At 65.3% G+C, this 25,032-nt stretch carries 23 protein-coding genes; 11 read left to right on the forward strand and 12 right to left on the reverse strand.

Annotation, left to right across the window (positions count from 1 at the left end; all coding sequences use genetic code 11):
* Positions 1 to 3 precede the first annotated feature (3 nt).
* Complete coding sequence (locus JOF57_RS16220) at positions 4 to 702, forward strand: TetR/AcrR family transcriptional regulator (RefSeq protein WP_209918104.1); 699 nt, start codon at positions 4 to 6, stop codon at positions 700 to 702.
* Here the strand turns inward: JOF57_RS16220 and JOF57_RS16225 are convergent.
* Together JOF57_RS16225 and JOF57_RS16230 are read right to left on the reverse strand one after the other, a co-directional pair.
* A complete protein-coding gene (locus JOF57_RS16225) occupies positions 699 to 2,234 on the reverse strand; it encodes an aldehyde dehydrogenase family protein (RefSeq protein WP_209918106.1) in 1,536 nt (511 codons plus the stop codon). The two genes, JOF57_RS16220 and JOF57_RS16225, sit on opposite strands and share 4 nt — an antisense overlap.
* Before the next feature lie 31 nt (positions 2,235 to 2,265).
* Positions 2,266 to 4,443: a molybdopterin-dependent oxidoreductase gene (locus JOF57_RS16230; protein WP_209918108.1), complete on the reverse strand. Its 2,178-nt coding sequence runs from the start codon at positions 4,441 to 4,443 to the stop codon at positions 2,266 to 2,268.
* Between the two features lie 95 nt (positions 4,444 to 4,538).
* Here JOF57_RS16230 and JOF57_RS16235 point away from each other — a divergent pair, with 95 nt between their 5' ends.
* Genes JOF57_RS16235 through JOF57_RS16250 form a run of 4 tightly spaced genes read left to right on the forward strand, consistent with a single transcriptional unit; the run spans position 4,539 to position 7,833 of the window.
* Positions 4,539 to 4,976 (forward strand): Zn-ribbon domain-containing OB-fold protein, encoded by a 438-nt coding sequence (locus JOF57_RS16235; RefSeq protein ID WP_209918110.1) that lies wholly within the window; start codon positions 4,539 to 4,541, stop codon positions 4,974 to 4,976.
* 12 nt (positions 4,977 to 4,988) lie between these two features.
* Complete coding sequence (locus tag JOF57_RS16240; RefSeq protein WP_209918112.1) at positions 4,989 to 6,137, forward strand: thiolase family protein; 1,149 nt, start codon at positions 4,989 to 4,991, stop codon at positions 6,135 to 6,137.
* Between the two features lie 9 nt (positions 6,138 to 6,146).
* Complete coding sequence (locus tag JOF57_RS16245) at positions 6,147 to 7,379, forward strand: amidohydrolase family protein (RefSeq protein WP_209918114.1); 1,233 nt, start codon at positions 6,147 to 6,149, stop codon at positions 7,377 to 7,379.
* Positions 7,380 to 7,407: 28 nt separating this feature from the next.
* Positions 7,408 to 7,833 (forward strand): limonene-1,2-epoxide hydrolase family protein, encoded by a 426-nt coding sequence (locus JOF57_RS16250; RefSeq protein ID WP_209918116.1) that lies wholly within the window; start codon positions 7,408 to 7,410, stop codon positions 7,831 to 7,833.
* 109 nt (positions 7,834 to 7,942) lie between these two features.
* Here the strand turns inward: JOF57_RS16250 and JOF57_RS16255 are convergent, their stop codons facing one another.
* The 9 genes from JOF57_RS16255 to JOF57_RS16295 form a co-directional block, all read right to left on the reverse strand.
* Complete coding sequence (locus tag JOF57_RS16255) at positions 7,943 to 9,124, reverse strand: acyl-CoA dehydrogenase family protein (RefSeq protein WP_209918118.1); 1,182 nt, start codon at positions 9,122 to 9,124, stop codon at positions 7,943 to 7,945.
* Positions 9,125 to 9,134: 10 nt separating this feature from the next.
* Entirely contained in the window at positions 9,135 to 10,190 is a 1,056-nt protein-coding gene (locus JOF57_RS16260) for an acyl-CoA dehydrogenase family protein (protein WP_209918120.1), read from the reverse strand.
* Positions 10,190 to 11,035 carry an amidohydrolase family protein gene (locus JOF57_RS16265; protein ID WP_209918122.1) on the reverse strand — a complete coding sequence of 282 codons (846 nt, stop codon included), beginning with the start codon at positions 11,033 to 11,035 and terminating at the stop codon, positions 10,190 to 10,192. Before JOF57_RS16265 ends, JOF57_RS16260 begins: the two co-directional genes overlap by 1 nt.
* On the reverse strand, positions 11,032 to 12,654 hold the full coding sequence (locus JOF57_RS16270; RefSeq protein WP_209918123.1) for an acyl-CoA synthetase: 1,623 nt from the start codon (positions 12,652 to 12,654) through the stop codon (positions 11,032 to 11,034). The genes JOF57_RS16265 and JOF57_RS16270 overlap by 4 nt, the downstream gene beginning before the upstream one ends.
* Before the next feature lie 7 nt (positions 12,655 to 12,661).
* Positions 12,662 to 13,909 carry an amidohydrolase family protein gene (locus JOF57_RS16275; RefSeq protein WP_209918125.1) on the reverse strand — a complete coding sequence of 416 codons (1,248 nt, stop codon included), beginning with the start codon at positions 13,907 to 13,909 and terminating at the stop codon, positions 12,662 to 12,664.
* Between the two features lie 4 nt (positions 13,910 to 13,913).
* Positions 13,914 to 14,735, reverse strand: a complete 822-nt coding sequence (locus tag JOF57_RS16280; protein ID WP_209918128.1) for an enoyl-CoA hydratase — start codon at positions 14,733 to 14,735, stop codon at positions 13,914 to 13,916.
* A gap of 112 nt (positions 14,736 to 14,847) precedes the next feature.
* Complete coding sequence (locus JOF57_RS16285) at positions 14,848 to 15,855, reverse strand: dihydrodipicolinate synthase family protein (RefSeq protein ID WP_209918130.1); 1,008 nt, start codon at positions 15,853 to 15,855, stop codon at positions 14,848 to 14,850.
* Between the two features lie 9 nt (positions 15,856 to 15,864).
* Positions 15,865 to 16,659 (reverse strand): SDR family NAD(P)-dependent oxidoreductase, encoded by a 795-nt coding sequence (locus JOF57_RS16290; RefSeq protein WP_209918132.1) that lies wholly within the window; start codon positions 16,657 to 16,659, stop codon positions 15,865 to 15,867.
* A gap of 7 nt (positions 16,660 to 16,666) precedes the next feature.
* On the reverse strand, positions 16,667 to 17,428 hold the full coding sequence (locus JOF57_RS16295) for a crotonase/enoyl-CoA hydratase family protein (RefSeq protein ID WP_209918134.1): 762 nt from the start codon (positions 17,426 to 17,428) through the stop codon (positions 16,667 to 16,669).
* Between the two features lie 264 nt (positions 17,429 to 17,692).
* Here JOF57_RS16295 and JOF57_RS16300 point away from each other — a divergent pair, with 264 nt between their 5' ends.
* The 6 genes from JOF57_RS16300 to JOF57_RS16325 all read left to right on the forward strand — a co-directional run bounded on the left by JOF57_RS16300 (position 17,693) and on the right by JOF57_RS16325 (position 23,828).
* Positions 17,693 to 18,433: a TetR/AcrR family transcriptional regulator gene (locus JOF57_RS16300; RefSeq protein WP_209918136.1), complete on the forward strand. Its 741-nt coding sequence runs from the start codon at positions 17,693 to 17,695 to the stop codon at positions 18,431 to 18,433.
* 159 nt (positions 18,434 to 18,592) lie between these two features.
* Positions 18,593 to 19,585 (forward strand): alpha/beta hydrolase, encoded by a 993-nt coding sequence (locus JOF57_RS16305; protein ID WP_307870032.1) that lies wholly within the window; start codon positions 18,593 to 18,595, stop codon positions 19,583 to 19,585.
* Complete coding sequence (locus tag JOF57_RS16310; protein WP_209918138.1) at positions 19,585 to 20,442, forward strand: SDR family NAD(P)-dependent oxidoreductase; 858 nt, start codon at positions 19,585 to 19,587, stop codon at positions 20,440 to 20,442. Before JOF57_RS16305 ends, JOF57_RS16310 begins: the two co-directional genes overlap by 1 nt.
* Before the next feature lie 37 nt (positions 20,443 to 20,479).
* Positions 20,480 to 21,400, forward strand: a complete 921-nt coding sequence (locus JOF57_RS16315; RefSeq protein ID WP_209918140.1) for a ferritin-like domain-containing protein — start codon at positions 20,480 to 20,482, stop codon at positions 21,398 to 21,400.
* A 13-nt stretch (positions 21,401 to 21,413) separates the two neighbouring features.
* The gene (locus tag JOF57_RS16320) at positions 21,414 to 22,979 is read left to right on the forward strand and encodes a flavin-containing monooxygenase (protein ID WP_234938148.1); all 1,566 of its coding nucleotides are present in this window, start codon (positions 21,414 to 21,416) and stop codon (positions 22,977 to 22,979) included.
* Between the two features lie 9 nt (positions 22,980 to 22,988).
* Positions 22,989 to 23,828: a MerR family transcriptional regulator gene (locus JOF57_RS16325; protein WP_209918142.1), complete on the forward strand. Its 840-nt coding sequence runs from the start codon at positions 22,989 to 22,991 to the stop codon at positions 23,826 to 23,828.
* Here JOF57_RS16325 and JOF57_RS16330 read toward each other — a convergent pair.
* On the reverse strand, positions 23,815 to 24,996 hold the full coding sequence (locus JOF57_RS16330; RefSeq protein ID WP_209918144.1) for a thiolase family protein: 1,182 nt from the start codon (positions 24,994 to 24,996) through the stop codon (positions 23,815 to 23,817). The genes JOF57_RS16325 and JOF57_RS16330 overlap by 14 nt on opposite strands.
* Positions 24,997 to 25,032 lie beyond the last annotated feature (36 nt).

Below are 25,032 nucleotides of genomic sequence, written 5' to 3' on the forward strand. Positions count from 1 at the left end.
GACATGGTCAGACCCGCAAGCACCCGTGGTCGTCAACGCCGCGAGCGCGGATCGATCAGTGTCGACGAGATCCTGCGCGGCGCTTTCGAAATCGCCGCTGAGGTGTCGATCGACAACCTCAGCATGCCGCAGCTGGCCCGCCACCTCGATGTCGGCGTGACCAGCATCTACTGGTATTTCCGCCGCAAGGACGAGTTGCTCGACGCGATGACCGAGCGCGTGCTCCGCGATCACGACCTCAGCGTGCTGTCCATCGAGGCCGGCACCTGGCGAGAATCCCTGCACGCCCACGCCCACCGGATGCGGGATATGTTCACGGGCAATCCGATTGCGTGCGATCTCATCCTGATCCGCGGCACCCGAGGCCTTCCGGCGGCGCGCACCGCGCTGGAGAAGATCGAACAGCCCGTGGCCGCCCTGGTGGCTGCCGGCCTCACCGCCAAGCAGGCATTCGACACCTACACGGCCATCTCGGTACTGGTGCGCAGTTCGTCGGTGCTGCAGCGGCTGCAGAACCGCACCGCCGCGGCACAGTTCCCGCGGGAGTATTGGGAGCAGGTGATCGACGCCGAGGCAATGCCGTTGATCGCCTCGATTCCCGGGCGTGGCTATCGCATCGGCATGGCCGATGACGGGAACTTCGACCACATCCTCGACAGCATTCTCGACCGCGCCGCGTCCCTCTGCCGAGCAGACACTTAGCGCCGGGGCAGGCGCCAGCCAATCGTCTTGGTCTCGGTGTACTGCGCGAACCCCTCTATGCCGCACTGTCTTCCGACGCCGCTGTTCTTGTATCCGCCGAACGGGGCGTCCGCGCCGTAGTACATGCCGCCATTAACGCCAATTGCGCCGGTCCTTATCCGCCGGGCGATCCCCATCGCCCGCTCGGATGACGCCGACATCACCGCCCCGGCCAGGCCGAATGCGCTGTCGTTGGCGATGCGCACCGCCTCTTCGTCGTCGTCGAACGGGATCATCACCAGTACCGGACCGAACACCTCGTCCTGGGCGATGGCCGATCCTGGGTCCGCCCCGACGATGACGGTGGGTGCGACGAAGTGTCCGCCGACCAGATACTCAGGCAGCCCGGCGGGCGCCCCACCGCCGACCACGATGTCGGCGCCGTCGCGACGGGCACCGTCGATGGCGTCGAGCACCCGCTGCTTCTGCGCCGCACTGATCAGCGGCCCGACCAGCGTGGTCGGCAATGCCGGGTCGCCGACGGGGACCGCTCCGAACGCCATCGTCACATTCGCGACAGCCTCGTCGAACAGGCTGCGGTGCACCAACATCCGGGTATTGGCCGCGCAGGCCTGCCCTGCGTGCACGCATGCCCCGATCGCGCCGGGGATGATGTGGCCGGGCTTGGAGTCGTCGAGGACGATCATTGCCGACTTGCCACCGAGTTCGAGGAAGGTGCGTTTCATGGTGTCAGCCCCGACCCGCATCAGATGCCTGCCGACAGCCGTCGATCCAGTGAACGACACCATGTCGACCCGCGGATCGGTGCCCAACTGTCCGGCCACCTCGTTGGACGGCGTCGGCACCACGTTGACGACGCCGGGCGGCATGTCGGTGCGCTCGGCGATCAACCGGCCCAGCCGGGTGGCGTTCCACGGCGTGTTCGGATCGGGTTTGAGCACCACGGAGTTGCCTGCGGCCAGCGCCGGGCCGAGCTTGTTGAGGATGACCTCGATCGGGAAGTTCGACGGGGTGATCGCGGCGACCACCCCGACCGCCTCCTTGACCACGGTGCGGGCGTTGCGCTCACCGAACAGCCCGCCGCCGTCGAGCGTGCGCTCCCAGTCGAATTCGTCGATCAGTCGGGTCGGGTACCGCAGCGCATCGGCCAGCGGCCAGTCCAGCTGGGCATTCTCCGTCGTCATCGACGGGCAGCCCACCTCGGCGATCAATTCCTCACGCAGGTGGTCCTTTTCGGACTCGATGGCGTCTTGCAGCTGGGCCAGTACACGCTTGCGCAAGCCACGATTGGTGCTCCAGTCGGATTCGTCGAACGCCCGCCGGGCCGCTCCGATCGCAGCGTCCATGTCCTCCGGACCGGCGGCCGCGGCCGTCCCCAGCGCCAGACCCGTGGCCGGGCTGAGGTTGTCGAATTCGGCACCGGACGCCGCGGCTACCAAATCGCCATCGATCAGCATGCGCTTCTCGGCGCGGCCGGCGGCACGCCGACCGATGTCCACACTGCTGACGGCCTCGTCCACGACTTCGCTCACGCAGGCAACTGTAACATTTACAGTAATACCATCAGCCGGCTGGCTCGACCTCGACCGGTATCCCGGTCAACCAGGCCATTCCCGCCAGAGCCTCCACGTCTGCCGGGTCGCTGGACATCAACTGATTGACGTTGACGCCCCCGGCCCGGTTGGCGATCCGCCAGCCGCCGGTGCCCCGATGCCCCCAACCGTGCGGCACCGCAATGGTTCCCGGCATGATGTCGTGCGTCAGCGACACCGGGATGGCAACCTTTCCGTACGGTGAGCGCACGACCACCTGCGTGCCAGCTTCGATCGCACGGACTGCGGCGTCGTCGACGTGCATGACCGCGGACTGAATCCGGTCCCCGCGCATCAGCAGTGGCGCATTGTGCATCCAGGAATTCTCCGAGCGTGGCTCACGCATTCCGATCATCCGCATCGGGAATCCCTCGGCACCACCCCGTCGCGCCAGCGTACCGATCTCGTCGACGATGTCCTTGTGGGCCAATTGAACCCGCGCACCCCGATAGGTCACCACCTCGTCGAGCACACCGGTCCTGATGTTCGGCGCAACCACCGTTCCATGTGGATGCTCGCGGCTGAGCCGCCGGAAGTTCAACCCGCCGCGGCGCAACCCGAACCGGTCGCCGCCGTCGGCCATCCGGATCATCATGTCGACCATAGGGCGCGCGGACAACCGTCGCCCCAGGCCCTTTCGCAACCGCCTCAGCACCAGGAACACCGGCGTACGCACCTTCATGCGCTCGATCAGGTCGGTGATGATGTCCCATTCGGTGCGGGCCTGACCGACCGGATCCACCACTGCCTCGGTGACTTGCCGGAACGGGGTCGCCTGAAACTGCTGGAACGTGATCGCGAAATCGTCGCGCTCATACATGCTCGTTACCGGGAGCACATAATCACAGTGCGCGTTGGTCTCGTTGACATACAGGTCCAGGCCCACCATGAGTTCCAACGATTCGGCCGCATCTTCCAGTTCAGCACCGTTGGGTACCGACAGCACCGGGTTACCAGCCCCGACGAACAACGCCTTGATCTGCCGATTCCCAGAGGTGGCAATCTCCTTGGCCATCAGCGCCGCCGGCTCGGCACCGATCACCAACGGCAGGCCACCCACCCGGGTCCGCTTCTTCCGGTAGCTGCGCCGCAGCGACGCCCCCATCAGCCGCGAGCCCCACTTCTGGCCGGGGATACCCAACGTGCTGAACACGCTGCCGCCGGGCACGTCGAGGTTGCCCGCGACGAGGTTGACCGCATCGATCAGATAGGCCACCAGGGTGCCGTTGCGGCCAACGCAGGTGCCGAGTCTGCCGTAGACCGCGGCGCGCGGAGTGTCCGCGAGGTCACGGGCCAACGCGCGCACGGCTTCCGGCGCAATCCCGGTGTGCGGCTGTGTCACTTCAGGCGGGAACTGGGCGCACTGCCGACGCAACCACTCCAAACCGTCGGCCTGAGACTGGGCCCGTCGGTCGATGAGCCCCTCCGAGAACAGCACCTGGAGTACCGAGAGCAGAAGGTACGCGTCGGCGTCCGGAGCGATACCCAGCCATTCGAACTGGGCGGCGGTCTCGCTGCGACGGGGGTCTAGCACCACGACCCGCCCGCCGCGCTTGACGATGTCGTGCATCCGGTCCTTGATCCGCGGCGCCGTCAGGAAACTGCCGTGGGAGACCACCGGGTTCGCACCCATCATCACCAGCAGGTCGGTGCGGATCAGGTCGGGAATCGGGACCGCCATCGGTGAGCCGTAGAGGAATTGGCTGGCCAACAGCCGACTGCTGGTGTCCTGACTCGAGGAGCTGAAGAAGTGACTGTCACCGCCGATCCCCTTGGCGAACGACATCGCCGCGAACAGGTGTGAATAGCTGAAGGCGGCCGGGTTGCCCATGTACCAGCCGAACGCGCCCGAGCCGTGGCGACGATGGATCTCGGTGGCGCGGGTGGCGATATCGTCGAGCGCCTCATCCCAACTCACCGCTTCGAACCCGTTGTCGGTGCGCTTCAGCGGAGTGGTCACCCGATCGGGGTCGTTGACCACCTCGGCGAACGCGATGCCCTTCTGGCAGGCGAAGCCTGCTGACAGCGGATGATCCTTGTCCGGCCGCAGTGCGGTGAGGCGGCCATCCTCAACGGTCGCGATCATCCCGCAGAGCGGTTCGCAGATGCGGCAGAAGGTCGGTTTCTGCTCGACGGCGTGCGGTGACATCGATACCTCCGAACAGGGGCTGGAACGCTGCCCGATATACGCTACTGTAAGAATTACAGTTGGTGTGCGTAGTTCGGCGATAAGAGGAGCTCACAATGCAGAAAGCGCTGGCCCCCGAGATTTCCACGTGGCCCGACGCCGAACCCCAGCTGATCGGCAGCCGCTGCACCGACTGCACGGCCACCACCTTCCCCGCCCAGCCCCGCTGCCCGCGGTGCAGCAGTGGCAACACCGAACAGGTGAACCTGCCCCGGCGCGGCACCGTCATCGCCTGGACCACCCAGGGCTTCCCACCCGGCGCCCCCTACAAGGGACCCACCGGAAAAGCCTTCGTCCCCTTCGGCGTCGCCCTGGTCGAACTGGCCGACGACACCGGACCTGTCCTGCGCGTCGAAGGCCGCCTCACCGAAAACGACCCCGCCAAACTGCAATTCGGCATGGACGTCGAACTCACCATGATCCCGTTTGCGAAGGACGAAGAGGACCCAGACAACCCGGTGGAGATTGTCACCTTCGCTTTCCAGCCGGCCTAGAGAGGCAACAACGTGACCAATGACGTAGCCATCATCGGCGTCGGCATCCACCCGTTCGGCCGCTTCGAGGGCAAGTCCGCGATGGCGATGGGTGTGGACGCCATCTTCGCCGCCGTCGCCGACGCCGGAGTCGAATGGAAGGACATCGGCGCGGCCACCGGTGGCAGCTGGACGGTCGCCAACCCGGACGCGATCGTCGGAATGGTGGGGCTGTCCGGCATCCCGTTCACCAACGTGTTCAACGCATGCGCCACCGCGGCCAGTGCCACCAAGGTCTGCGCCGACGGGATCCGGCTCGGCGACTACGACATCGGCATCGCCGTCGGTCTGGACAAGCACCCCCGCGGCGCGTTCACCGAGGACCCGTCTTTGGTCGGGATGCCCAGCTGGTACGCCGAAAACGGCCAGTACCTCACCACACAGTTCTTCGGCATGAAGGCCAACCGCTACCTGCACGAGCACAACATCTCGGCGCGCACGTTGGCCAAGGTCGCCAACAAGAACCTGCGCAACGGCGCACTGAACCCGAATGCCTTCCGGCGCAAGCCGATCACCGAGGACGACATCCTCAACTCGACGATGCTCAACTACCCGTTGACCCAGTACATGTTCTGCGCGCCCGACGAAGGCGCGGCCGCAGTGGTGATGTGCCGTGCTGACATCGCGCACCGCTACACCGACAAACCGGTGTATCTCAAAGCCGTCGAAGTCCGGACCCGTAAGTACGGGGCCTACGAGGTCAACACCACCTGCGCCCCGGTCGAAGAAGACGTCGCCCCGACGGTGTACGCCGCGCGCGCCGCATTCGAAAAGGCCGGGGTGGCTCCCGAAGATGTCGACGTCGTGCAACTGCAGGACACCGACGCCGGTGCCGAGATCATCCACATGGCGGAGTGCGGGTTCTGCGCCGACGGCGATCAGGAGAAGCTGCTGGCCGACGGCGCCACCGAGATCGGTGGATCACTGCCGGTCAACACCGACGGCGGCCTGATCGCCAACGGTGAGCCGATCGGCGCGTCGGGCCTGCGCCAGATCCACGAACTGGTGCGCCAGCTGCGCGGCGAGGCGGGCGACCGGCAGGTGCCCGGCAACCCCCGCGTCGGCTTCGCCCAGCTGTACGGAGCGCCCGGCACCGCCGGCGCCACCATCCTGACGCGCTGAGGAAAGATCATGACTGAACAATTCAGGGACGCACCGATTTTCGATGCCGACCAACACATGTACGAGACCGGCGATGCGCTGACGAAGTTCCTGCCCGAGAAGTACAGCCGTGCCGTGCAGTACGCCCAGTTCGGCCGGCAGACCCGGGTGGTGATCAACAACCGGGTCACCGACTTCATCCCCAACCCGACCTTCGAACGCGTCGCTGCCCCCGGCGCCCACGAGAAGTTCTTCGCCGGCGAAAACACCGACGGCCTGACCCTGCGCGAAATGCAGGGCAAGGCTATCGACGCACCTGCGGCCACCCGCAACCCCGAGGACCGGGTCGCCGAGCTCGACCGGCAAGGCGTGGTCGAGGCCCTCAACTATCCCACCCTCGGCAGCCTGGTCGAGCATTCCAGCGCCGACGATCCGGCACTCACCGTGGCAATCGTCCACGCCCTCAACGAGTGGATCCACGAACACTGGGGCTTCAACTACGCCGACCGGGTGTTCTCCACACCCATCATCAATCTCTCCGAAGTCGATGCGGCACAACGCGAGCTGGAGTGGATTCTCGATCACGGCGCCAAGGTCGCGTTGATCAAACCCGGCCCGGTCAACGGTCTGCACGGTTGGCGCTCCCCTGCGCTGCCGGAGTTCGACCCGTTCTGGCGCGACGTCGAGGCCGCCGGCCTGCCCATCGTGTTGCACGCCAGCTACCCACCACTCGACGAGTACGTCAACAAGTGGGAGCCACCGTACACCCAGAATTTCATGGCACAGAGTGCATTCCGCTGGATGGTGCTCGGGCACCGCGAGATCGCCGACATGCTGACCGCCCTGATCTGCCACGGCACCCTGACCCGGTTCCCCAAGCTGCGCATCGCCAGTGTCGAGAACGGCAGCAGCTGGATCTTCCCGCTGTTCCACGATTTCGCCGACCTGTGCAAGAAGATGCCGCAGAACTTCCCCGAGCATCCGCACGACGTGTTCCGCCGCAACATCTGGGTAAGTCCGTTCTGGGAGGGTTGTGTCTCCGACGTGGTGGACACCGTCGGTTGGGACAAGGTCCTGTTCGGATCCGACTATCCGCATCCCGAAGGCCTGGCCGAACCCAACGGGTTCTGGAAATACGCCGAAGGCATGGACATCCGGCGCACCTATGACTTCATGGGCGACAACGCCCGACGGTTCATGGGCCTGCCCCTTGCCAATCCGGATCCGGAGGCGGTCAAGCCGCCGGTACTGGCCGGCGCCTAGCGCCACGTCTTCGACGAGAGTGCCGACCATGACGAGCAGCGACGCCCGCCATACCGTGGAGGCCTTCCTGACGGCGTGCCGGCACGAGGACTTCGCCGCTATCCCGACTTTCCTGGCCGAGGATGTCGTCTACCACAACGTGGGCATGCCGCTCATCCACGGCCGCAAGGCTGCCGTGCGATTTCTCCGCATGCTCTTCGGTAGACCCGGCACCCACTTCGACGTGTTCGTGCACCGCATCGCGGTCGACGGAGACACGGTGCTCACCGAGCGCACCGATGCCAGCATCGTCGGGCCGTTCCGGTTCCAGTTCTGGGTATGTGGCGTTTTCGAGGTCACCGAGGGTGAAATCACCTTGTGGCGCGACTATTTCGACGTGTACGACATCGTGAAGGCATCCGCCCGGGCCGTGATCGGGGCACTGATCCCCCGATTCCGGCCGACGCTACCCTGACCTACTCCGTGCGGTCGACAGCCTGATCCTCGACGAGCAGACGTGAAAGTACCCCGGAACGCGCTTTCCCGGGTACCTCCGCGTCTGCTCGCGCAATGAAGGTGAGCAGCTACGAGGCTTTCGCGGCTGCCTTGGGGGCTGAATAGTTCGGCTTGCCCAGGCCCAGTACGTGCTGGGCGATCATGTTGCGGAACACCTCGAGAGTGCCGCCGTAGATACCGACCAGCGGCGCGAAGCGGTACACGTACTCACTGCGGTCGTCGGCTCCCCCGTCGGCCCCGACCGGCAGTGCGGCCACAGATCCCGCGATGTCCATCAGATCCGGGGCGATGTCACGCATGGTCTGCGCCAGCGCGACCCGGCCGAAAATGCTCGGCGCGGACAGTGACGCCTCCATGCGTGCCACGCTCCGGCCCAAGCGATATGCCACTGATCCATCGTCGATGGCGCCGGAGGTGCCCACCAGTGCGGCCACGTTGTCGGCGGCCTCGGCCATGAATCCGGCCTGATGCATCATGATCGCGACATCGGCCAGACCGTCGTCGGCGGCCGCGACCGCCCCGTGCTCGGCATCGAGCGGCTCACGCACCACCGTCCAGCCGCCGTTGACATCCCCGAGCCGGTACTTGTCGTCGACCCGCACGTCGGAGTAGTACACGATGTTGGTGCGGTCACCGTCGACGGTCCGGATGCCCTGGATCTCGATTCCGGGCAGATCCAGCGGCACCAGGAACATGGTGAGGCTCTTGTGTTTCGGCGCCTCCGGATCGGTGTTGGTGATCAGGAAGACGTACTGGCAGTTGTGGGCGCCGGTGGTGAACATCTTGGAGCCATTAATCACCCACTGATCGCCGTCGCGTACCGCACGGGTCTTGCAGGTCGCGACGTCGGAGCCGCCCTCGGGTTCGGTGTAGCCCAGGCACATCCGCACCGTGCCGTCGAACACCCCGCGCAGCACGTCGTCACGGATCTCCGGGGCCGCGAACTTCACTACGGAACGAGCAATCATGATCGTCGTTCCCCAGGTCACCCACGGCACCTCAGCCCGGCGCTTCTCCAGCTGCCAGATCCGCGACTGCACCCGGGTGAACCCACCATCGGCCTCGGACTTGAACTCCTTCTCCAGGTACCCGGCCGCACCGAGCGCCAGATGAACGCCCTCGTCGAAGTTGTCGCCGGTCTCGCGGTCGCGGCGGATGACGTCCTCGGTCACGACACTCGTAAGGAACTCGCGTACCTCGGTGCGGAATGCCTGGTCCTCAGCGGACAGTTCAACTGTTGAGAAATCCACGCCTGTTCTCCTAAACCTTTGTGACTTCCCGGCTCTCCCGAGCCGCGACGATCTGTCCGATACGAACCGCAGCGGCACCCGGATCACCGCCGGCCAGCGCCCAACCCCGGGCCCGTACCAGGTACGCGGTGGCGGCCGCCTCCGCGGACACTCCGAGCCCACCCTGAACGTGTACCGCCATGGTGGCGGCCTTGGCGGCCTCCTCGGCCATGAACACGAACGCCGACGGTGCGAGTTCCGGCCGCTCGTCAGGTTCGTTGTCGAGGAACCACGCCGCCCGACGCGCCAGGCCACGCCCGCTCTGGACGGTGATCGCGATATTGGCCAGCGGATGTGAAATACCCTGCAGCGTCCCGATCGGCACACCGAGCGTGTACCGGGACTTGGCGAACTCCGCGGCGATCGTCATGGTCTCCTCGACCAGGCCGACCAGTGCCGATGCGGTCAGCAGACGCCACTCGTCCAATGCCCGTTGATATTCCGCCAAGGCTTCGGCACCGCTGGCCAGCACCACTCGAGTGTCCGCGGCAGCTGGGTCCACCCACGCCATAGGCAGCTTGCCGATGTTGTCGACCCGGGCCGGGCGCGTGGAGAATTCCAGCTTCACGACGTCTCGTCCGTCGCGGACGACGATGTGGTCCGCGATCGACCCGGTCGGGATGAGCCGGGCGCCGGTCGGCGCGACCTGCTGCGGATCGAGCCCGACGATCTGGGTGCCCTGGACGATCTCAGGAGAATCCAACGCCCCCAATCGCGCCAGCAGCCGCGCCGCCACCACATGGTCGATCCACGGCACCGAGGCCAGTGAGCGGCCGATCTCCTCGGCGACCAGGGTGAGATCCACCAACGTTGCCCCATCACCGCCCGCGGATTCCGGCAGGGCCATCGTGGTGGCTCCCATGGCGCACAACCGTTCCCACAGGCTCTTGTCGAATCCCGAAGGTTCGGCCGCACGCACGGCCTCGATGTCCGAGTGCGTCTTGAAGAACTGCCGGTACGCGGTCTGCAGGTCGACGTGGTCCTCGGTGAGGCTGTAGTCCAGCCTGCGAAGTTCGTGGCGGTCCATCATTTCCCCTTTTCGTCCAGGTTCTCGGCGAAGAAGAACTCCGCGGCATTGTTGTAGAGGTAGTTGTCCAGCACATCGGCCGGCAGGTCCAGCGCGAGCGCCTCGGGCACCACGCGTTGCATACGCAACACGGGGAAATCCGAGGCGAAGATGACCTTGCCCTTCCCCCGGGTGCGCATGAAGTGCAGCAGCGATTCCGGTAGCCGCTTGGGCGACCAGGCCGACGTCATGATCCGCAGGTTCTGATACTTGATCAGCATGCGGATCGCGATGTCCCACCACGGATCTGCCCCGTGGATCATGCAGAGCTTCAACTCCGGGAACCGGACACACACCCGATCGAGGTGGATGGGGTTCTGCACCTCACCCGGAATCGGCGGGCCGGGGAGACCGGTGTTGACGCACAACGGCAATTCCAGCTCAGCGCATTTGGTGTAGAGCGGGTAGTACACCGCGTCGCTCGGTGGGTACTGCCCGTCTCCCCAGAAGCTTGGTCCGACAACGGTATAGGCGACCGGAAGGTCGGCCACGACGGCTGCGAGTTCACGCAACGACGGGATGGGACGCAACAGGTTGACCCCGCCCATCGCCAGCGCGAAGCGCTCGGGATGCGCCTCGACGAACTTTCGCGCCGTCACCGACGGCTTGACCAGGGAATCCATCAGGATGGCCTTCTGCACCCCATGGGTGTCCATCTCGTCGAGCATCTCCGACAGGTCGATGGGGTCGTACATCGACGTCGGGCCCTTGAAGTAATCGTCGCGCACCTTCTTCATGAAGGTGGGCTGGTTCTCGGTCTCGCCGAAGTGCACATTGGCCAGACAATCAATCACCTTGTGGGTCATGCCTTGATCTCCGCTTGTTCCGAGGCCAGGCCCTTGGCCCAGCGGTAGTCAGCTTTGCCGTTGCCGAGCCGACGAATCTCCTCGACGAACAGCACATCCTTGGGGAGTTTGAACCGGGCCAGCCGGGTGGCGCAATGCTCCCGAAGTGCAGCCGCGTCGACCGCGTCCCGCACAGCCACCAGCGCCACGAGCTCTTCGCCCCACCGCTCACTCGGGCGACCCACCGCCAGCGCATCCACCACATGAGGATGCGCACGCAGCACTTCTTCGATCTCCTCGACGAACACCTTCTCGCCACCGGTATTGACCACCAACGAATCCCGGCCGAACAAGCGCAAGGTGCCGTCGGCCTCCAGCGAGGCGCGGTCACCCGAGACCACCACCCGCTCGCCGGCTACCTCGGGGAAGGTCTTCACCGTGGCCGCCTCGTCGTTGAAATAGCCGAGTGGGATGCGGCCGTTGCGTGCAGCCCAGCCGACCTCGGTGTCGCCGGCGTCCAGGAACCGTGAGTAGTCGTCAGCCAGGACCAGGCCGCCGGCCCGCAGCTGGAAGGTCTCGGCAGTCGGGGTTTCCCGCTGGGTGTGGCCGAACCCCATGTTGCCGGTTTCCGACGAACCGAATCCGTTGATGACGGTGATCTGCGGGATGTGTTCCAGCAGTGCGCGTTGGTGTTTCGGGTTGGTGGCGGCACCACCGGTACCGATGGCGAACATCGAGGACAGGTCGTACGACCGTCGGCCCAACTCCTCGACGATCGGCGCGGCGTAGGCATCGCCCACCATCGTCATCAGGCCGATCTTCTCCCGCTGCGCGGTTTCGAGCACCGTACGCGGGTCGAACCGCGGCTTGGTGTCGTGCAGCACCACGGTCTGCCCGGACAGCAGTCCGGAGAACGCCGTCCACATCCCGGCGGCGTGCATCAACGGCGACACCGCGAACCACGGCGGGCCGGCGTGAGCCACCTTGTCGTGAATCTCGCTCACCTGGTCATGGTCGGCACCGTTCATCGACGACACGTAGATGTCGCCCTGGCGCCACATCACCCCTTTGGGTCGGCCGGTCGTGCCGCCCGTGCAGACCATCAGTAGATCATCGGGTGACGGGGTGACGCCTTGGTCGGTATCCCCTTGAGCCAGAGCCTCTTCCAATGTCACCGAGCCCGGTAGCTCGGTACCGTCGCCGTCGTCGATGGAGATCAACACCTCGGCCTGCAGCGCTTCATCCCCCAATACAGAAGCGAACTTCGCCCCCAGGGAACGGTGGTAGATCACCGCACGGGGCTTCAGGTAGGCCAGCAGGTCGGCCACCTCACCCGGTGCGTAGTAGTAGTTCACGTTCACCGGAACCGTGCGCGCCTTGAGGCAGCCGATCACCATCTCGGGGTACAGATCGTTGTGCATGACGAGCGCGACGACGTCCTGACCGCATTCCCAACGGTTGAGTTCGCGACGTTCCCGATGCACGCCCAATCCGCGCGAGGCCAGGAAGTTCGCCAACCGGCGGGTCAGGTCGGATCCTTGCGCGAAGGTGGTGCGACGGTCGCCGCACACCGTCATCTCCCGGTCGGGTACCGCTTCGGCGATCGCGTCGATGACGGCGCCGATGGTCCATTCGCCCATGGGGCGACTACGCCGATACCAGATGCGTGACGCCGGGCGCAGTCCGAGTGGCATCGCCGAGCAACTCGAGAGCGTTGTCCCGCATGACTTTCCGGGTGTCTTCGAGACTGAACTCGGGGAACTGCGGAATATCCGCAGTGAACGTGGTCGGGTCGGCCAGACCCTCACCGTGCGGCCAATCCGAGCCGAACAGGATCTTGTCGACGCCGATGGTGTCGGCGAGCAGCTTCACGTCGTCCTCGTAGTACGGCGCGATCCAGACGTTGCTGCGCAGCTGCTCCACCGGATCCTCCTTGAAGTGGTACGGCGCATTGTTGGCCGCCTTCTTCAGCCGCTTGATCAACCGGTAGACGAAGTACGAGCCGTTCTCGATGCTGACGACCTTGAGCTTGGGGTGCCGGGTGAACACCTGGTGCACGATCATCGAGGCCATGGTGTCGTGGATCGCCCGGTCATCCATGATCACCATGTCGAGCGGATCGCGCTTGCCGAATCCCTTGAATACGCCGCTGCCACCCCACAGCGCCGGGACCGCCATGTACCCGGAGTCCGACAGGTGGAACACCACGGCGACACCGGCTTCGGCCAGCCGGGCCCACACCGGATCGTGAAGCGGATCTCCGAGCGAGCGCGGCCTGACCGCACCCGGTACCGGCGCCGGACGCACACACACCAGCTTGGCGCCGCGGCCGATCACGAACTCGACTTCCTCGACCGCCTTTTCGGGATCGGCCAGCGAGATGATCGGTGCGGACACGAAGCGGCCGTCGGGCCGGTCGAAGCCCCAGTCCTCGTCGAGCCACAGGTTGAAGGCGTGCACCGAGGCCATGGTGGCGTCGATATCGTGCTTGAGCCCCTCCTCCACGCCGCACGCGAAAGTCGGGAGCATGAAAACGGTTTCGAGTCGTTGGCGGTCGAGCACCGTGAGCCGCGCGTCGCGGTCCTGATACTCGGGGTGCTCGGCCAGGCGGTCGACCTTCATCAGGGAAGCCGGATCCACCCCTTCGGGGATCTCACCACGGAACAACAGATCCAGGCAGCCCGGTTCGATGATCGGATCGAAGGTGGGGTTGGGGATGAAATGATTGACGGTACCGCCCATCATCGCCAGGGTCCGTTTACCGTCCTGCACCATCTGGACACCGCGGCTCTTGAATTCCTTGGGCAGGTGCCGGGTGAACGCGTCCACCGGTTCGTAGTAATGGTTGTCGACATCGACGGCCAGGTACGGAAGCCGTTCGGGAGCTTCGGTCATGTCATCAACCTTCTTTCAGGTGCGGGAAGTTCGGGGGCCGTTTTTCGAAGAATGCGGTGATGCCCTCGACGAGGTCGGGCCGCACCATCGACTCGTGCATCAGGGTCTCGGCGCGGGCGCTGACGTCACGCACATCGTCGTGAGCATCGCCGTACAGCTGGCGCTTGATCACCGCCATTGAGGCGGGTGAGCAGTTACGGGCCAGATCTTCGGCGTACTCCAGCGCCCGGGGAAGCAGATCCTCCGGTGCGACAACCTCTTTCACCAATCCGAGCTGAAGAGCTTCCTCGGCGAAGAAGGTCCGGCCGGACAGCAGCAGGTCCGCCGACGCGCCCCAGCCGGCCAGTCGCGGCAGGATCCAGGTGATTCCGTATTCGCCGATCAACCCTCGACGAGGAAAGGCGGTGGCGAATTTCGCTCCGGCCGCAGCGAACCGGACGTCGCACATCAATGCGTGGGTCAGGCCGATGCCGACACACGCCCCGTTGATGGCGGCGATGACCGGCTTACGCAGTTCGGTCAAGAAGTGCGGGTGACGCTCGCCGACGATCTTGCTGACATCGGTGTCCTCGTTGATGCTCGCGCCCAGATCCTGCATCGCGCCCATGTAGGCGCCGGCGCAGAATCCCCGTCCGCTACCGGTCAGCACGATCACCCGGACCGCCGGATCGGCTTCAGCGCGATCGAAACCCGCGTAGACGCCGGCGGAGATGTCCGCACCCCAGGAGTTCAGGCGATCGGGACGGTTGAGGGTGATCACCGCAACCCCGCCGTCGGTCACCTCGTAGAGGACCGCCTCAGTTCCCACACTGTCAGCGACCGTCACGCGCAGATACCTCCCGATGCCACAACCAGACGTTCAGACATACATACTGTATACCTATCGGTAGTGCATTCCGCAACCCCGGCGTTGGCCCCACGACCTGCGCAAAGAAGGGTCAAGCGTCGATCAAACCGAGCTTTCGATAGGCCGTCTCTATCTGGGTCTTCGCCGCCGCAGGCAGCATTGCCTGGGGCGGACGGGAATGCGGGTAGTCACCGACGGGCAATCCCAGCACCGAGGCCGCGTATTTGAACGCATCGGCCCAGTGGGTGAAATAGTCGGCGCGGCCTGGGTAGCAGGTGAACCAGGACCCCATGTCCAGGCTGAACTGGTCCAAACCGGAGTCCCGCGCGAAGTCCATCGCCTCGATGAGCCGGTCGGCGTACACCAGGTCCCAGTACTCGGTGAAAATGCGGCGTTGCGGGGTTTCATAGAGGTATCCGGCGGTACCCAGTTGGGCCGCGCAGACGATGCCGTCACGCAGCCAGCCGGCCCGGTACACCGTGGTGTCGCATTCCCATACCGCCAAATACGGCGCCAGGTCATGCAGCCGACGGCTCGCCGCAGGCCGGAACGCGCCTTCCTTGGTGGCGCACACCGCCGGGATCGCCTCGGCGATCCGGGCGCTTTCGTCGGGAGTCAGCACGTAGCCCGAGGACGGGGAATTGAACATTCCCAGGGCGATATCCGTGCGATCGGCGATATAGCGATAGAACCGCAATACCCCTTCGCCCCCGTGCGCCTCCATCATCGGTGTCTGGATGTAGACGATGTCGGCGCCGGCCTGCTGCGCATGCAGCGTGAGTTCCAGGCAGTCTTTCGCTGACGTCGCCGCGGTGCAGGCCTGGACCACGACGTCGGGGTTCGCCCGGCGCCCCTCCTCGATCGCCACTTCGAGAAGTTGCTTGCGTTCGGCGAGGGTCAGTGCCCAGAACTCAGCCAAACCGCTGGTACACCACAGCATCTGGTGGCCGAGATCACCGACGCAGTAGCGCACGAGGTAACGGTAGGCATCCCAGTCGATGTCGTCACCGTCGGTTCCACAGAACGGGGTGTAGAGCGAGTCGCCGATTCCGCGCAGCGCTCCTCGCGCCCAGTCCCGCGCCTCGGATGCCGTTGCCATATCGCCCCTTTAGATGAAGTCCGATCCGCCGTCCACGTTGACGTTGGCCCCGGTCATGTAGGAGTTGCGCTTCGATGCGAGAAAAGCTGCAACAGGCCCGATTTCGCTGGGGAGTCCGGCGCGCGGCACGTGTGCGGGATGCCCGAAATGCTCGTCGATGGCCGCCATCAAGGCGTACGGATCGTTGCCGTCGACACCCACCGTGTCGGCCCAGCCTCGTAGCGCCTCCGACGAGATGCTGCCCGGGGAAACCACATTGACCATGATCTCGTCCTTGGCCAACAACAGCGACAGGTTCTTGGACACACTGTTCACGGCGGCCTTGGCAGCCGTGTAGGCCGGCAGCCGGGTGCTCTGCCGCTGGGTGGAGTGGGCCGAGAAGTTGACAATGCGCGCCCATTCGGCCTTTCGCAGCAACGGCAGCGCCGTACGCACACACCGCACCATGCCCATCAGGCCCGTGTCGAACGCTTCCTGCCACTGGTCGTCGGCCAGTTCTTCGAAGTTGCCCGCAGCCCCGGGGCCGACCGTGTTGATCAATACGTTGAGCTCGCCCCAACGCTCGCCCACCTCGGCGAAGGCCCGCTCGACCTGAGAGCCGTCCGAGGTATCGGCCACGATCGCCACCGCCTCCGGCGATCCCAGGCGGGCCAACTCCGTCGCGGCAGCGTCCAGTACGTCGCGGGACCGCCCGACGATCGCGATTCGTGCGCCGTCCTCAGCCAGGCACTGGGCCGTCGCGAATCCCATTCCGCGGCCACCGCCCACGACGACGGTGGCCGCACCGGCGAACCCGAGATCCATGGGACCGTCAGGAACCCGTCCAATTGGGAGCACGCTTCTCGGCGAACGCCGTGGCCCCCTCGATGGCGTCCTTGGACGTGAAGACCGGAGTGATCAACTCGCTCTGGTTCTTCCACATGTCCGCTTCGGACCACTCGGCGGACTTGACGATGATTTCCTTGGTCACCGCGACCGCCAGCGGACCGTTGGCGGTGATCCGCTCGGCCAACTCGATGGCGCCGTCCAGAGCCTCACCGGGTTCGGTCAGCTTGTTGACGAAGCCCCATGCGGAGGCTTCCTCGGCGGTGAAATTGTCACCGGTGAGCGCCAACTCGAGAGCCTTCTGATACGGAATGCGCTTGGGTAGCCGCAGCAGACCGCCACCGGCGGCCACCAGTCCACGCTTGACCTCGGGGATACCGAACTTCGCGGCCCGTGAGGCCACGATCAGATCGGTGGCCAGGACGATCTCAGTGCCACCGGCCAGTGCGTAGCCTTCGACTGCCGCGATGAGCGGCTTCCGGGGCGGCTGTTCGGTGAAACCGATCCCCCGCCCGGGAACGTGGGGCAGCTCGCCGGTCGCGAATGCCTTGAGATCCATGCCGGCACAGAAGTTGCCCCCGGCGCCGGTGATGATGCCCACCGACAATTCGGGAGTGCCGTCCAACTCGTCCACGGCGTCGGCGAGCCCTTGGGCCACCGCAAGGTTGAACGCATTGCGCGCTTCCGGACGATTGATCGTGATGATGAGCGTGCGACCCCGACGCTCCCGCAGAACTACTTCCGACACCAACTGCCCCTTCGCTCACGAAGCCCAATAACCCGGAAAAGCCTACTATAGGGTTTACAGTACAAAGCTGAAACCCCGTCCACCGCCCCCGAGCGACGCCTCGCCGCCGATGGCGGACAGCAGCAACGGAGAGGCTACCCGTAAGGTTGACGGCGACAAGACCCCGCGACACGCGCACATAGGCGCAGTTCAGATGGCGGCCGGCGGTAAATTCACCTGCGATTGACCCGCGGCGCAGGGACGGCTTGAGCAGAATCGATTTCGATGGAGGTGCCCGCAGTGGCAAAGCAACCGACCGCTGAGAAACGTCAACGGCGCGAACGCGGGTCCATCAACCCCGACGACATCATCAAGGGCGCATTCGAACTCGCCGAGCAGGTGTCGATCGACAATCTCAGCATGCCACTCCTGGGCAAACACCTCGGCGTCGGCGTCACGAGCATCTACTGGTACTTCCGCAAGAAGGACGACCTGCTCAACGCGATGACCGACCGCGCACTCCGCGAGTTCGTGGTCGCGACCCCTTACGTCGAAGCCAAGGATTGGCGCGAGTCGTTGGCCAACCATGCCAGGACCATGCGAAAAGCCTTCATGGGTAATCCGATTCTGTGTGATCTCATTCTCATTCGCTCGGCCCTGAGCGCGCGCGCCGCGCGCCTGGGCGTGCAGGAGATGGAGACCGCCATCTCCGGTCTGGTGGAGGCCGGACTACCGGTCGACGACGCCTTCGATACATATTCGGCCGTGTCGGTGCACGTCCGCGGATCGGTGGTGTTGCACCGCCTCTACGAGAAGAACCGGGCCAATGACAACGCGCCCGGCGATTACGAAGAGACCATGGTCATCGATCCGGAAGTCACGCCGCTGCTGGCTCAGGTCACCAACGAGGGGCATCGCATCGGCGCAGCCGACGAGAAGAACTTCGAGTACGGCCTGGAGTGCATCCTCGACCACGCGGCCGCACGGATCGCACAACCGCCGGCGACCAAGACAAAGCGCAAATAAGCGCACGCCTGCGACGGCGCACCAACCCGGATTCCCGTTCGCGGCCGGGCGATTTCGCGTACCCCACACCGGCTGAGCGTCGTTCAGCCGGCGTGATCCATTGCGCCATCCTCGATTGTTACATTGACAAATGTAACAGTCTGTGGTGACGTACAACCCGTGACCGCAGTTGCCTCGCCCGACCTGCCGGCTGTGCCCACCGAGCGCTCTCTGAGGGCCGTCGTCGCGGCCGCCACCACCCGGTGGACGTTGGGCTGCCTCACCGGCGCCGTCCCGATGAATCGACCCGGAGTGTGGCTTTCCCGCAGGCTGATAGCCACGATCATGGAGACGTTGGGCTCGATGCCCGACGGCACCAGGGTCGTCCCGGTCCGCCGACCCGGAGTCCGCGGCGAATGGGTGCTCGGACCGGGCGTGGAGTTCGGTGCGCGCGCCGGGTATTACATCCACGGCAGCGCCTACGTGATCTGCTCGGCGCGGACGCACCGCAAGCTGGTGGCGCGCCTGTCCGAAGCCACCGGCATACCGTTCTTCTCGGTCGACTACCGCTTGGCGCCCGAACACAAATTCCCGACAGCGGCCGAAGACGTGGAGGCCGGCTACCGTTGGCTACGTTCCGAGGGCTACGAGCCGTCGCGCACCGTGATCGCCGCGGATTCCGCAGGTGGTCATTTGACCTGTGACATGTTGCTCGCCAACATCGACGAACCGAATTTCCAGCCGGCTGCGGTGGTGCTCTTCTCGCCGCTCATCGATCTCACGCTGGGTCTTGCCGAACAGCAAGAGGCGGTCCGCCGCGATCCGGCGATATCGGCAACTGCCGCGCGGCACCTGGTCGGGCTGTACACCACGGCCCAAGACCCTGACCAGCCGCGCCTACGCCTCGATTTCGAGAAGGCGGATCGTCTGCCGCCCATGCTGGTTCAGGTGGGTGAGTTCGAGATGCTCAGCGCGGATGCCCGCTATCTGGACGCAGAGGTCAACCGGGCCGGAGGGGCGAGCACGCTCGAGGTCTGGCCCGCCATGGTGCACGTCTTCCAGGCCCTGCCCCGGCTGGCGCCCGAAGCGGCAATCGCATTGCGGCGGGCAGCGGGGTTCATTTCCTCCGCGCTGGCCGCCGGCGCGTCCGACTCTCACGTGGAGGTGTGCTGATGTTCGGAATCGACTCGCTGCTCAATGCTTTTCGCGGTAACCGGCGCTGTACCGACGCGAAGGCGGTGGTGACCGGTGCCGGAAGCGGCATCGGGCGGTCGTTCGCCCTTGAGCTCGCCCGCAGAGGTGGCGAGGTCATGTGTGCCGATATCGATGCGGCCCGGGCCGACGAGACGGTGGAACTGATCGACGCACTCCCCACCGGGAGGGGCCACGCCGTGGTCTGCGACGTGTCCGATCGCAGCGCGGTCGAGCAGTTGGCCAAGCAGGCCAACGACATCTTCGGCGGCCCACCGACTCTGGTGATCAACAACGCCGGTGTAGGCGTCGGCGGCAAACCCGTCGGCGCCATCGGATTCGACGACTGGGACTGGGCCCTCGGGATCAACCTGTGGGGTGTCGTGTACGGGTGTGAGGTCTTCACACCGATCCTGCGCGAGGCCGGCCGAGGCGGGATCATCAACGTGGCCTCCGCCGCGGGATTCGCTGCCGCACCGTCGATGGCCCCGTACAACGTCTCCAAGGCGGGCGTGATGTCGCTGTCGGAGACGCTCGCCGCTGAGCTCGCCGGCGCAGGCGTCGCGGTGACCGTGCTGTGTCCCACCTTCGTGAAAACCAACGTCTTCCAGGACGGGCGCATCACCCCCGGCTCGATGAACCTCAGCCAGCAGCTGGCCCGATGGACCGGGCTGTCTCCGGACAACGTCGCGGCGCGCACCTTGGACGCGCACGACGGCGGCCGGCTGTACGTGGTGCCCCAGATCGACGCCACCGTCATCTGGCACCTCAAGCGACACTTCCCCGGTCTCTATGTCCGGGGCGCCGGACTGCTCGGCCGAGTTCTCCCCAAAGACTGAAGCCTTCCCGACAACTGCTCTCCCGAAAGGACGCATCATGGCGATGGATCTCGACAACATGCTGCAGATGATCAAAGACCGGCAGTGGGCCCTGATCGACATCGACTGGGACGCACCGGGAGCCGAGCTGATCGACCCCGAACTCCACGCCAAGCTCAAACCGTTCATGACCGACCTGATGTGGATCGAGAACGTCGGAGCCCGGGGTTTTGCCGCGCTGGCGAAGAAGGCACCGAATCCGACCCTCAAGAGCATCTACGAGCATTTCCACGCCGAAGAACAGAAGCACGCCAATGCCGAGCTCGCACTGATGCGCCGATGGGGCATGCTCGAAGACGACGAGATCCCGCCGCCGACCGTCAACGTCCAGCTGGTCATCAACTGGCTCGACAAGCATTCCGACGGGATGGGTCTCACCTTCCTGGGCACCGTGATCCCCATGCTCGAAGTGGCGCTGGACGGGGCGCTGATCAAGTTCATCACCGATGAGGTCAAAGACCCGGTGGCACAAGAGGTTTTCAAGAGAATCAACTCCGACGAGTCCCGCCACCTGGCCGTCGACTTCGAGGTGATGGACCTCCTGGGGCACGCCGACATGCGCAAACTGCTGATCGAGCTGGTGGGAGGCTGGATCAAGCCCAGTTTCCTGGTGGGTGTGCTGAGCTACTTCCCGCTGCTGAACAAGATGCGCGACAACATCGTCGAGATGGGTGTCAGCGAAGACCGGCTCTACCAGGCGATGCGTAGGTTCCAAACCGTGGGTGAGCGAAGCGAATTCGCCCGCCGGTTGCCGATGTACCGGCTCATCTCGTGGCAGAGCCGCAAGGTGATCGACCGGACCTCCAAATACCACTGGCTGGCCGATTCGCTGGTCAAGATCACCGCTGTGATTCCGATGTCATTGGTCGAGAACACCCCGACCTGGTCGCAGGAACTGACCTACGAACCCGTCGCCTGAAGGAACCCCTGACATGACTTCTTCTTCCACGTCAGTTGCCATCATCGGTGCCGGATTCGCCGGCATCGGCGCAGCCATCCGACTCAAGGCCGAGGGCGTCACCGACTTCGTGATATTCGAGCGCGATTCACGGGTCGGCGGCACCTGGCGTGACAATACGTATCCCGGTGCGGCCTGCGATATTCCGTCCCGGCTGTACTCCTACAGTTTTGCGGCCAACCCGGACTGGTCCCACACCTATTCGGGCAGCGCCGAGATCCTCGGGTACATCGACGGCATGGTCGAGTCGTCCGGTATCGCCCCGGCAATCCGGTTCGGTCACAACGTCGTCGGCGTCTCCTACGACGCGGAGGCCGGCGAGTGGACCGTGGCCCTCGAAGGCCGCGAACCGGTACGGGCCCGGACGGTGATCGTCGCCGCAGGTCCGCTGTCCAACGCCAGCTTCCCCGACATCCCCGGGATCGACACCTATGAGGGCCACAAGATCCACAGCGCCCGATGGGACCACGACTACGATTTCGCCGACAAACGGGTCGCGGTCATCGGGACCGGAGCCAGTGGGGTGCAGATCGTGCCGGAACTGGTGAAGACGGCGAAGTCGGTCAAGGTCTTCCAGCGCACCCCAGGGTGGGTGCTTCCGCGGATCAACACCCCGACCAGTGGCTGGCTCAAGCGCCTGTACCGCAACCTCCCGCTGTCCCAGAGCATCATGAGAAATGCGTGGTTCTGGGGACACGAGTCGGTCGCCCTCGGGGTGGTCTGGGATACCCCGTTCACCCGGCTCGTCGAGGCGGTCAGCAGCGCCAATCTCCGTCTACAGGTGAAGGATCCGTGGTTGCGGCGCCAGCTGACGCCGGATTTCTCCGCCGGATGTAAGCGGCTCCTGATGACCAGCGAGTACTACCCCGCCCTTCAGGCGGACAACTGCAAGCTGGTGACCTGGCCCATCGCACGGCTGTCTCCCAACGGGATTCGCACCGTCGAAGGTATCGAGCACCAATTCGACTGCATCGTGTTCGCCACCGGGTTCGATGTCTGCAAGACCGGCACCCCGTTCCCCGTCACCGGCATCGAAGACCGGGAACTGGCCGCCGAATGGAGTCGCGGCGCCTACGCGTACCGCAGTGTGGCGGTATCGGGTTATCCCAACCTGTACTTCACCTTCGGCCCGAACTCCGGGCCCGGGCACAGTTCGGCCTTGGTCTACATGGAGGCGCAGATCGACTACATCGTCGAGGCGATCTCCACGCTCCTGCAGTACGACTGGAAGTCGCTGGACGTCCGCCCCGAGGCCCAGAACCGGTACAACGAGGACATCCAACGGCGCCTGGGCTCCACCACCTGGAACTCCGGCTGCCAGAGCTGGTACCTGACCGAGGACGGTTTCAACGCGACCATGTATCCGGGATTCGCCACCCAGTACGTCAATCAGCTCAAGACCCTCGACCTGCAGGACTACAAGATCACCGCGGCGGGCCGCGACAACATCACCGCGGCGGGCCGCGACAACGAGACCGCGGGTCGCGACCATGAGATCGGCCTGGCGCAGGTCAGCGGCGGTCCCCTGGCCACCGGATAGGATTCCGTGGTGACCGAGTACCGGATCGACGACCTGGCCAGGGAGGCGGGGACAACAACCCGGAACGTACGCGTCTACCAGGACAGCGGGCTCCTGCCGCGGCCCCAGCGTCGGGGCCGGGTGGCGATCTACACCGATCGGCACCTGCGCCAACTGCGCGCCATCACCCGGTTGCTCGGTGAGGGCTTCACGCTCAAGCACATCATGAAATTCCTGACCGGGTTACAGCCCGGGCAGAACCTCGTCGATGTGCTGGATCTGTCCGACCTCGAGGAACTGGTCACCGCACCGTGGTCCCGCCCGGAGCCACGCACCATGTCGCTCACGGAACTTCAAGGACGGCTCGGCGACCTGGACATATCGATGCTGCGCCGGCTGACCACCCATGGCCTGATCGAGCCAACTGCCGACGAGAAGGTCTACTCGGTCGGCGATGTACGACTCATCGATGACTTCGCCTCGCTCGTCGCCCGCGGAATGCCGCTCGAGACACTCCTGAAGACGAGTACCGCGGTCGACGAGTTGCTCGACGCCGCCGCGCGTGAGCTGACCCGCGGCGGGCATGCCGAAGTGGTCCGTCAGCGGGGGCCGGGATGGCTGCCCACCAATGACGCCGAACTCGCTTGGGCCGCCGACCTCGTGGACACCATGCGCCGGGCGGCGCGACGGCGCGCGCACGCCAGCCTGGACCGCGCATTCGACGAAGCTGTGCGTGCCGAGTTGCACGAGTATCAGGCAGCGGGCAAGGCCGAGGCCGACCCGGAGGCCACCGTCGAACGTGAGCCCGAGGGGAAGACCATCACCGATGGTCCCCGTCGGGCTCACGTCAAACGCGCTAGACCTCGATGATGACCGCGCCGCCCTGGCCGCCGCCGGCGCACATCGCGGCGACGCCGATGCCGCCACCACGGCGCTGCAGTTCGTAGACCAGCGTGGTGACCATGCGGGCACCGGACGCGGCGATCGGATGTCCGAGGCTGCAACCGCTGCCGGAGAAGTTCACCAACTCCTCGTCGAGGCCGTATTTGCGGACCGCAGCGATGGGCACCGAGGCGAACGCCTCGTTGATCTCCCAGAGCGCCACATCGGACGGCTTCAGGCCGGCCCGGCCGAGAACCTTGCCGATCACCTCGACACCACCAAGGCCGGTGTCCTTGGCGGGGACGCCGATCGCGCCCCAGGCCCTGACTTTGGCCAGCACATTGAGGTTCTCCGCGGCCGCATAGTCGTCGCCGACCAGCGCGACAGCAGCGGCAGCGTCGTTGGTACCGCTGCTGTTGCCCGCGGTGATGGAGAATCCTTCGATCTCCGGGTGCAGGACCTTGAGTTCGGCGAGCTTCTCGGCTGTGGTGCCGCGGCGCGGATGCTCGTCGACGCTGAACTCGATGACCGAGCCGTCTGGCTGGGACACCTTCAACGGCACGATCTCGTCGAGGAACTTGCCCGCGTCGATGGCGGCGATGGCGCGCTGGTGCGACCGTGCCGCCCAGGCATCCATGTCCTCACGGGAGATCCCGGCGGCCTGCGCGGTGTTCCAACCGACCGTGATCGACATGTCGCGCATCGGCGCTTCCGGCGTCTCGACATGCGTCGGGGTCATCCACGGCTCGATGAACTCGATCTCCGGCCCGAACCCGGGCACCCGCCACTTCATCAGCGGCGAGGAGGACAGCGACTGCACACCGCCGGCCACCAGGACCCGTTCCATACCGGAACCGATCTGCGCGGACGCGTTACCGATCGCGGTCAGCGACCCGGCACAGTGCCGGTTGACGGCCTGCCCGGGCACCGACTCCCAGCCCAGCGCGTCGGCGGCGTAGCGCGCGATATCGCCGCCACCGTAATTGGATTCGGCGAAGATCAGATCGTCGATCGCCTCCGGGGCGATCCCGGCGCGGCGCACGACCTCGGGCAGGACGGTGGTGATCAGGGTCTCGGGGGTGGTGTTGACCAGCGTCCCCTTGAAGGAGCGGCCGATCGCTGTGCGGGCAGCGCCCACGATTACGGGTTGTGGCATGGTTTCACCTTTACGCTATATCGTTTTTCTGTAACG

The sequence above is a fragment of the Mycolicibacterium lutetiense genome, assembly GCF_017876775.1.
Classification (GTDB): Bacteria; Actinomycetota; Actinomycetes; order Mycobacteriales; family Mycobacteriaceae; genus Mycobacterium; species Mycobacterium lutetiense.

Coding starts and splice junctions, on each gene's coding strand:
- JOF57_RS16220 (WP_209918104.1), top strand. CDS start 4: ATGGTCAGACCCGCAAGCACCCGTGGTCGTCAACGCCGCGAGCGCGGA.
- JOF57_RS16230 (WP_209918108.1), bottom strand. CDS start 4,443: ATGTCACCGCACGCCGTCGAGCAGAAACCGACCTTCTGCCGCATCTGC.
- JOF57_RS16235 (WP_209918110.1), top strand. CDS start 4,539: ATGCAGAAAGCGCTGGCCCCCGAGATTTCCACGTGGCCCGACGCCGAA.
- JOF57_RS16245 (WP_209918114.1), top strand. CDS start 6,147: ATGACTGAACAATTCAGGGACGCACCGATTTTCGATGCCGACCAACAC.
- JOF57_RS16250 (WP_209918116.1), top strand. CDS start 7,408: ATGACGAGCAGCGACGCCCGCCATACCGTGGAGGCCTTCCTGACGGCG.
- JOF57_RS16260 (WP_209918120.1), bottom strand. CDS start 10,190: ATGGACCGCCACGAACTTCGCAGGCTGGACTACAGCCTCACCGAGGAC.
- JOF57_RS16265 (WP_209918122.1), bottom strand. CDS start 11,035: ATGACCCACAAGGTGATTGATTGTCTGGCCAATGTGCACTTCGGCGAG.
- JOF57_RS16270 (WP_209918123.1), bottom strand. CDS start 12,654: ATGGGCGAATGGACCATCGGCGCCGTCATCGACGCGATCGCCGAAGCG.
- JOF57_RS16275 (WP_209918125.1), bottom strand. CDS start 13,909: ATGACCGAAGCTCCCGAACGGCTTCCGTACCTGGCCGTCGATGTCGAC.
- JOF57_RS16285 (WP_209918130.1), bottom strand. CDS start 15,855: ATGGCAACGGCATCCGAGGCGCGGGACTGGGCGCGAGGAGCGCTGCGC.
- JOF57_RS16290 (WP_209918132.1), bottom strand. CDS start 16,659: ATGGATCTCGGGTTCGCCGGTGCGGCCACCGTCGTCGTGGGCGGTGGC.
- JOF57_RS16300 (WP_209918136.1), top strand. CDS start 17,693: ATGGAGGTGCCCGCAGTGGCAAAGCAACCGACCGCTGAGAAACGTCAA.
- JOF57_RS16310 (WP_209918138.1), top strand. CDS start 19,585: ATGTTCGGAATCGACTCGCTGCTCAATGCTTTTCGCGGTAACCGGCGC.
- JOF57_RS16315 (WP_209918140.1), top strand. CDS start 20,480: ATGGCGATGGATCTCGACAACATGCTGCAGATGATCAAAGACCGGCAG.
- JOF57_RS16320 (WP_234938148.1), top strand. CDS start 21,414: ATGACTTCTTCTTCCACGTCAGTTGCCATCATCGGTGCCGGATTCGCC.
- JOF57_RS16330 (WP_209918144.1), bottom strand. CDS start 24,996: ATGCCACAACCCGTAATCGTGGGCGCTGCCCGCACAGCGATCGGCCGC.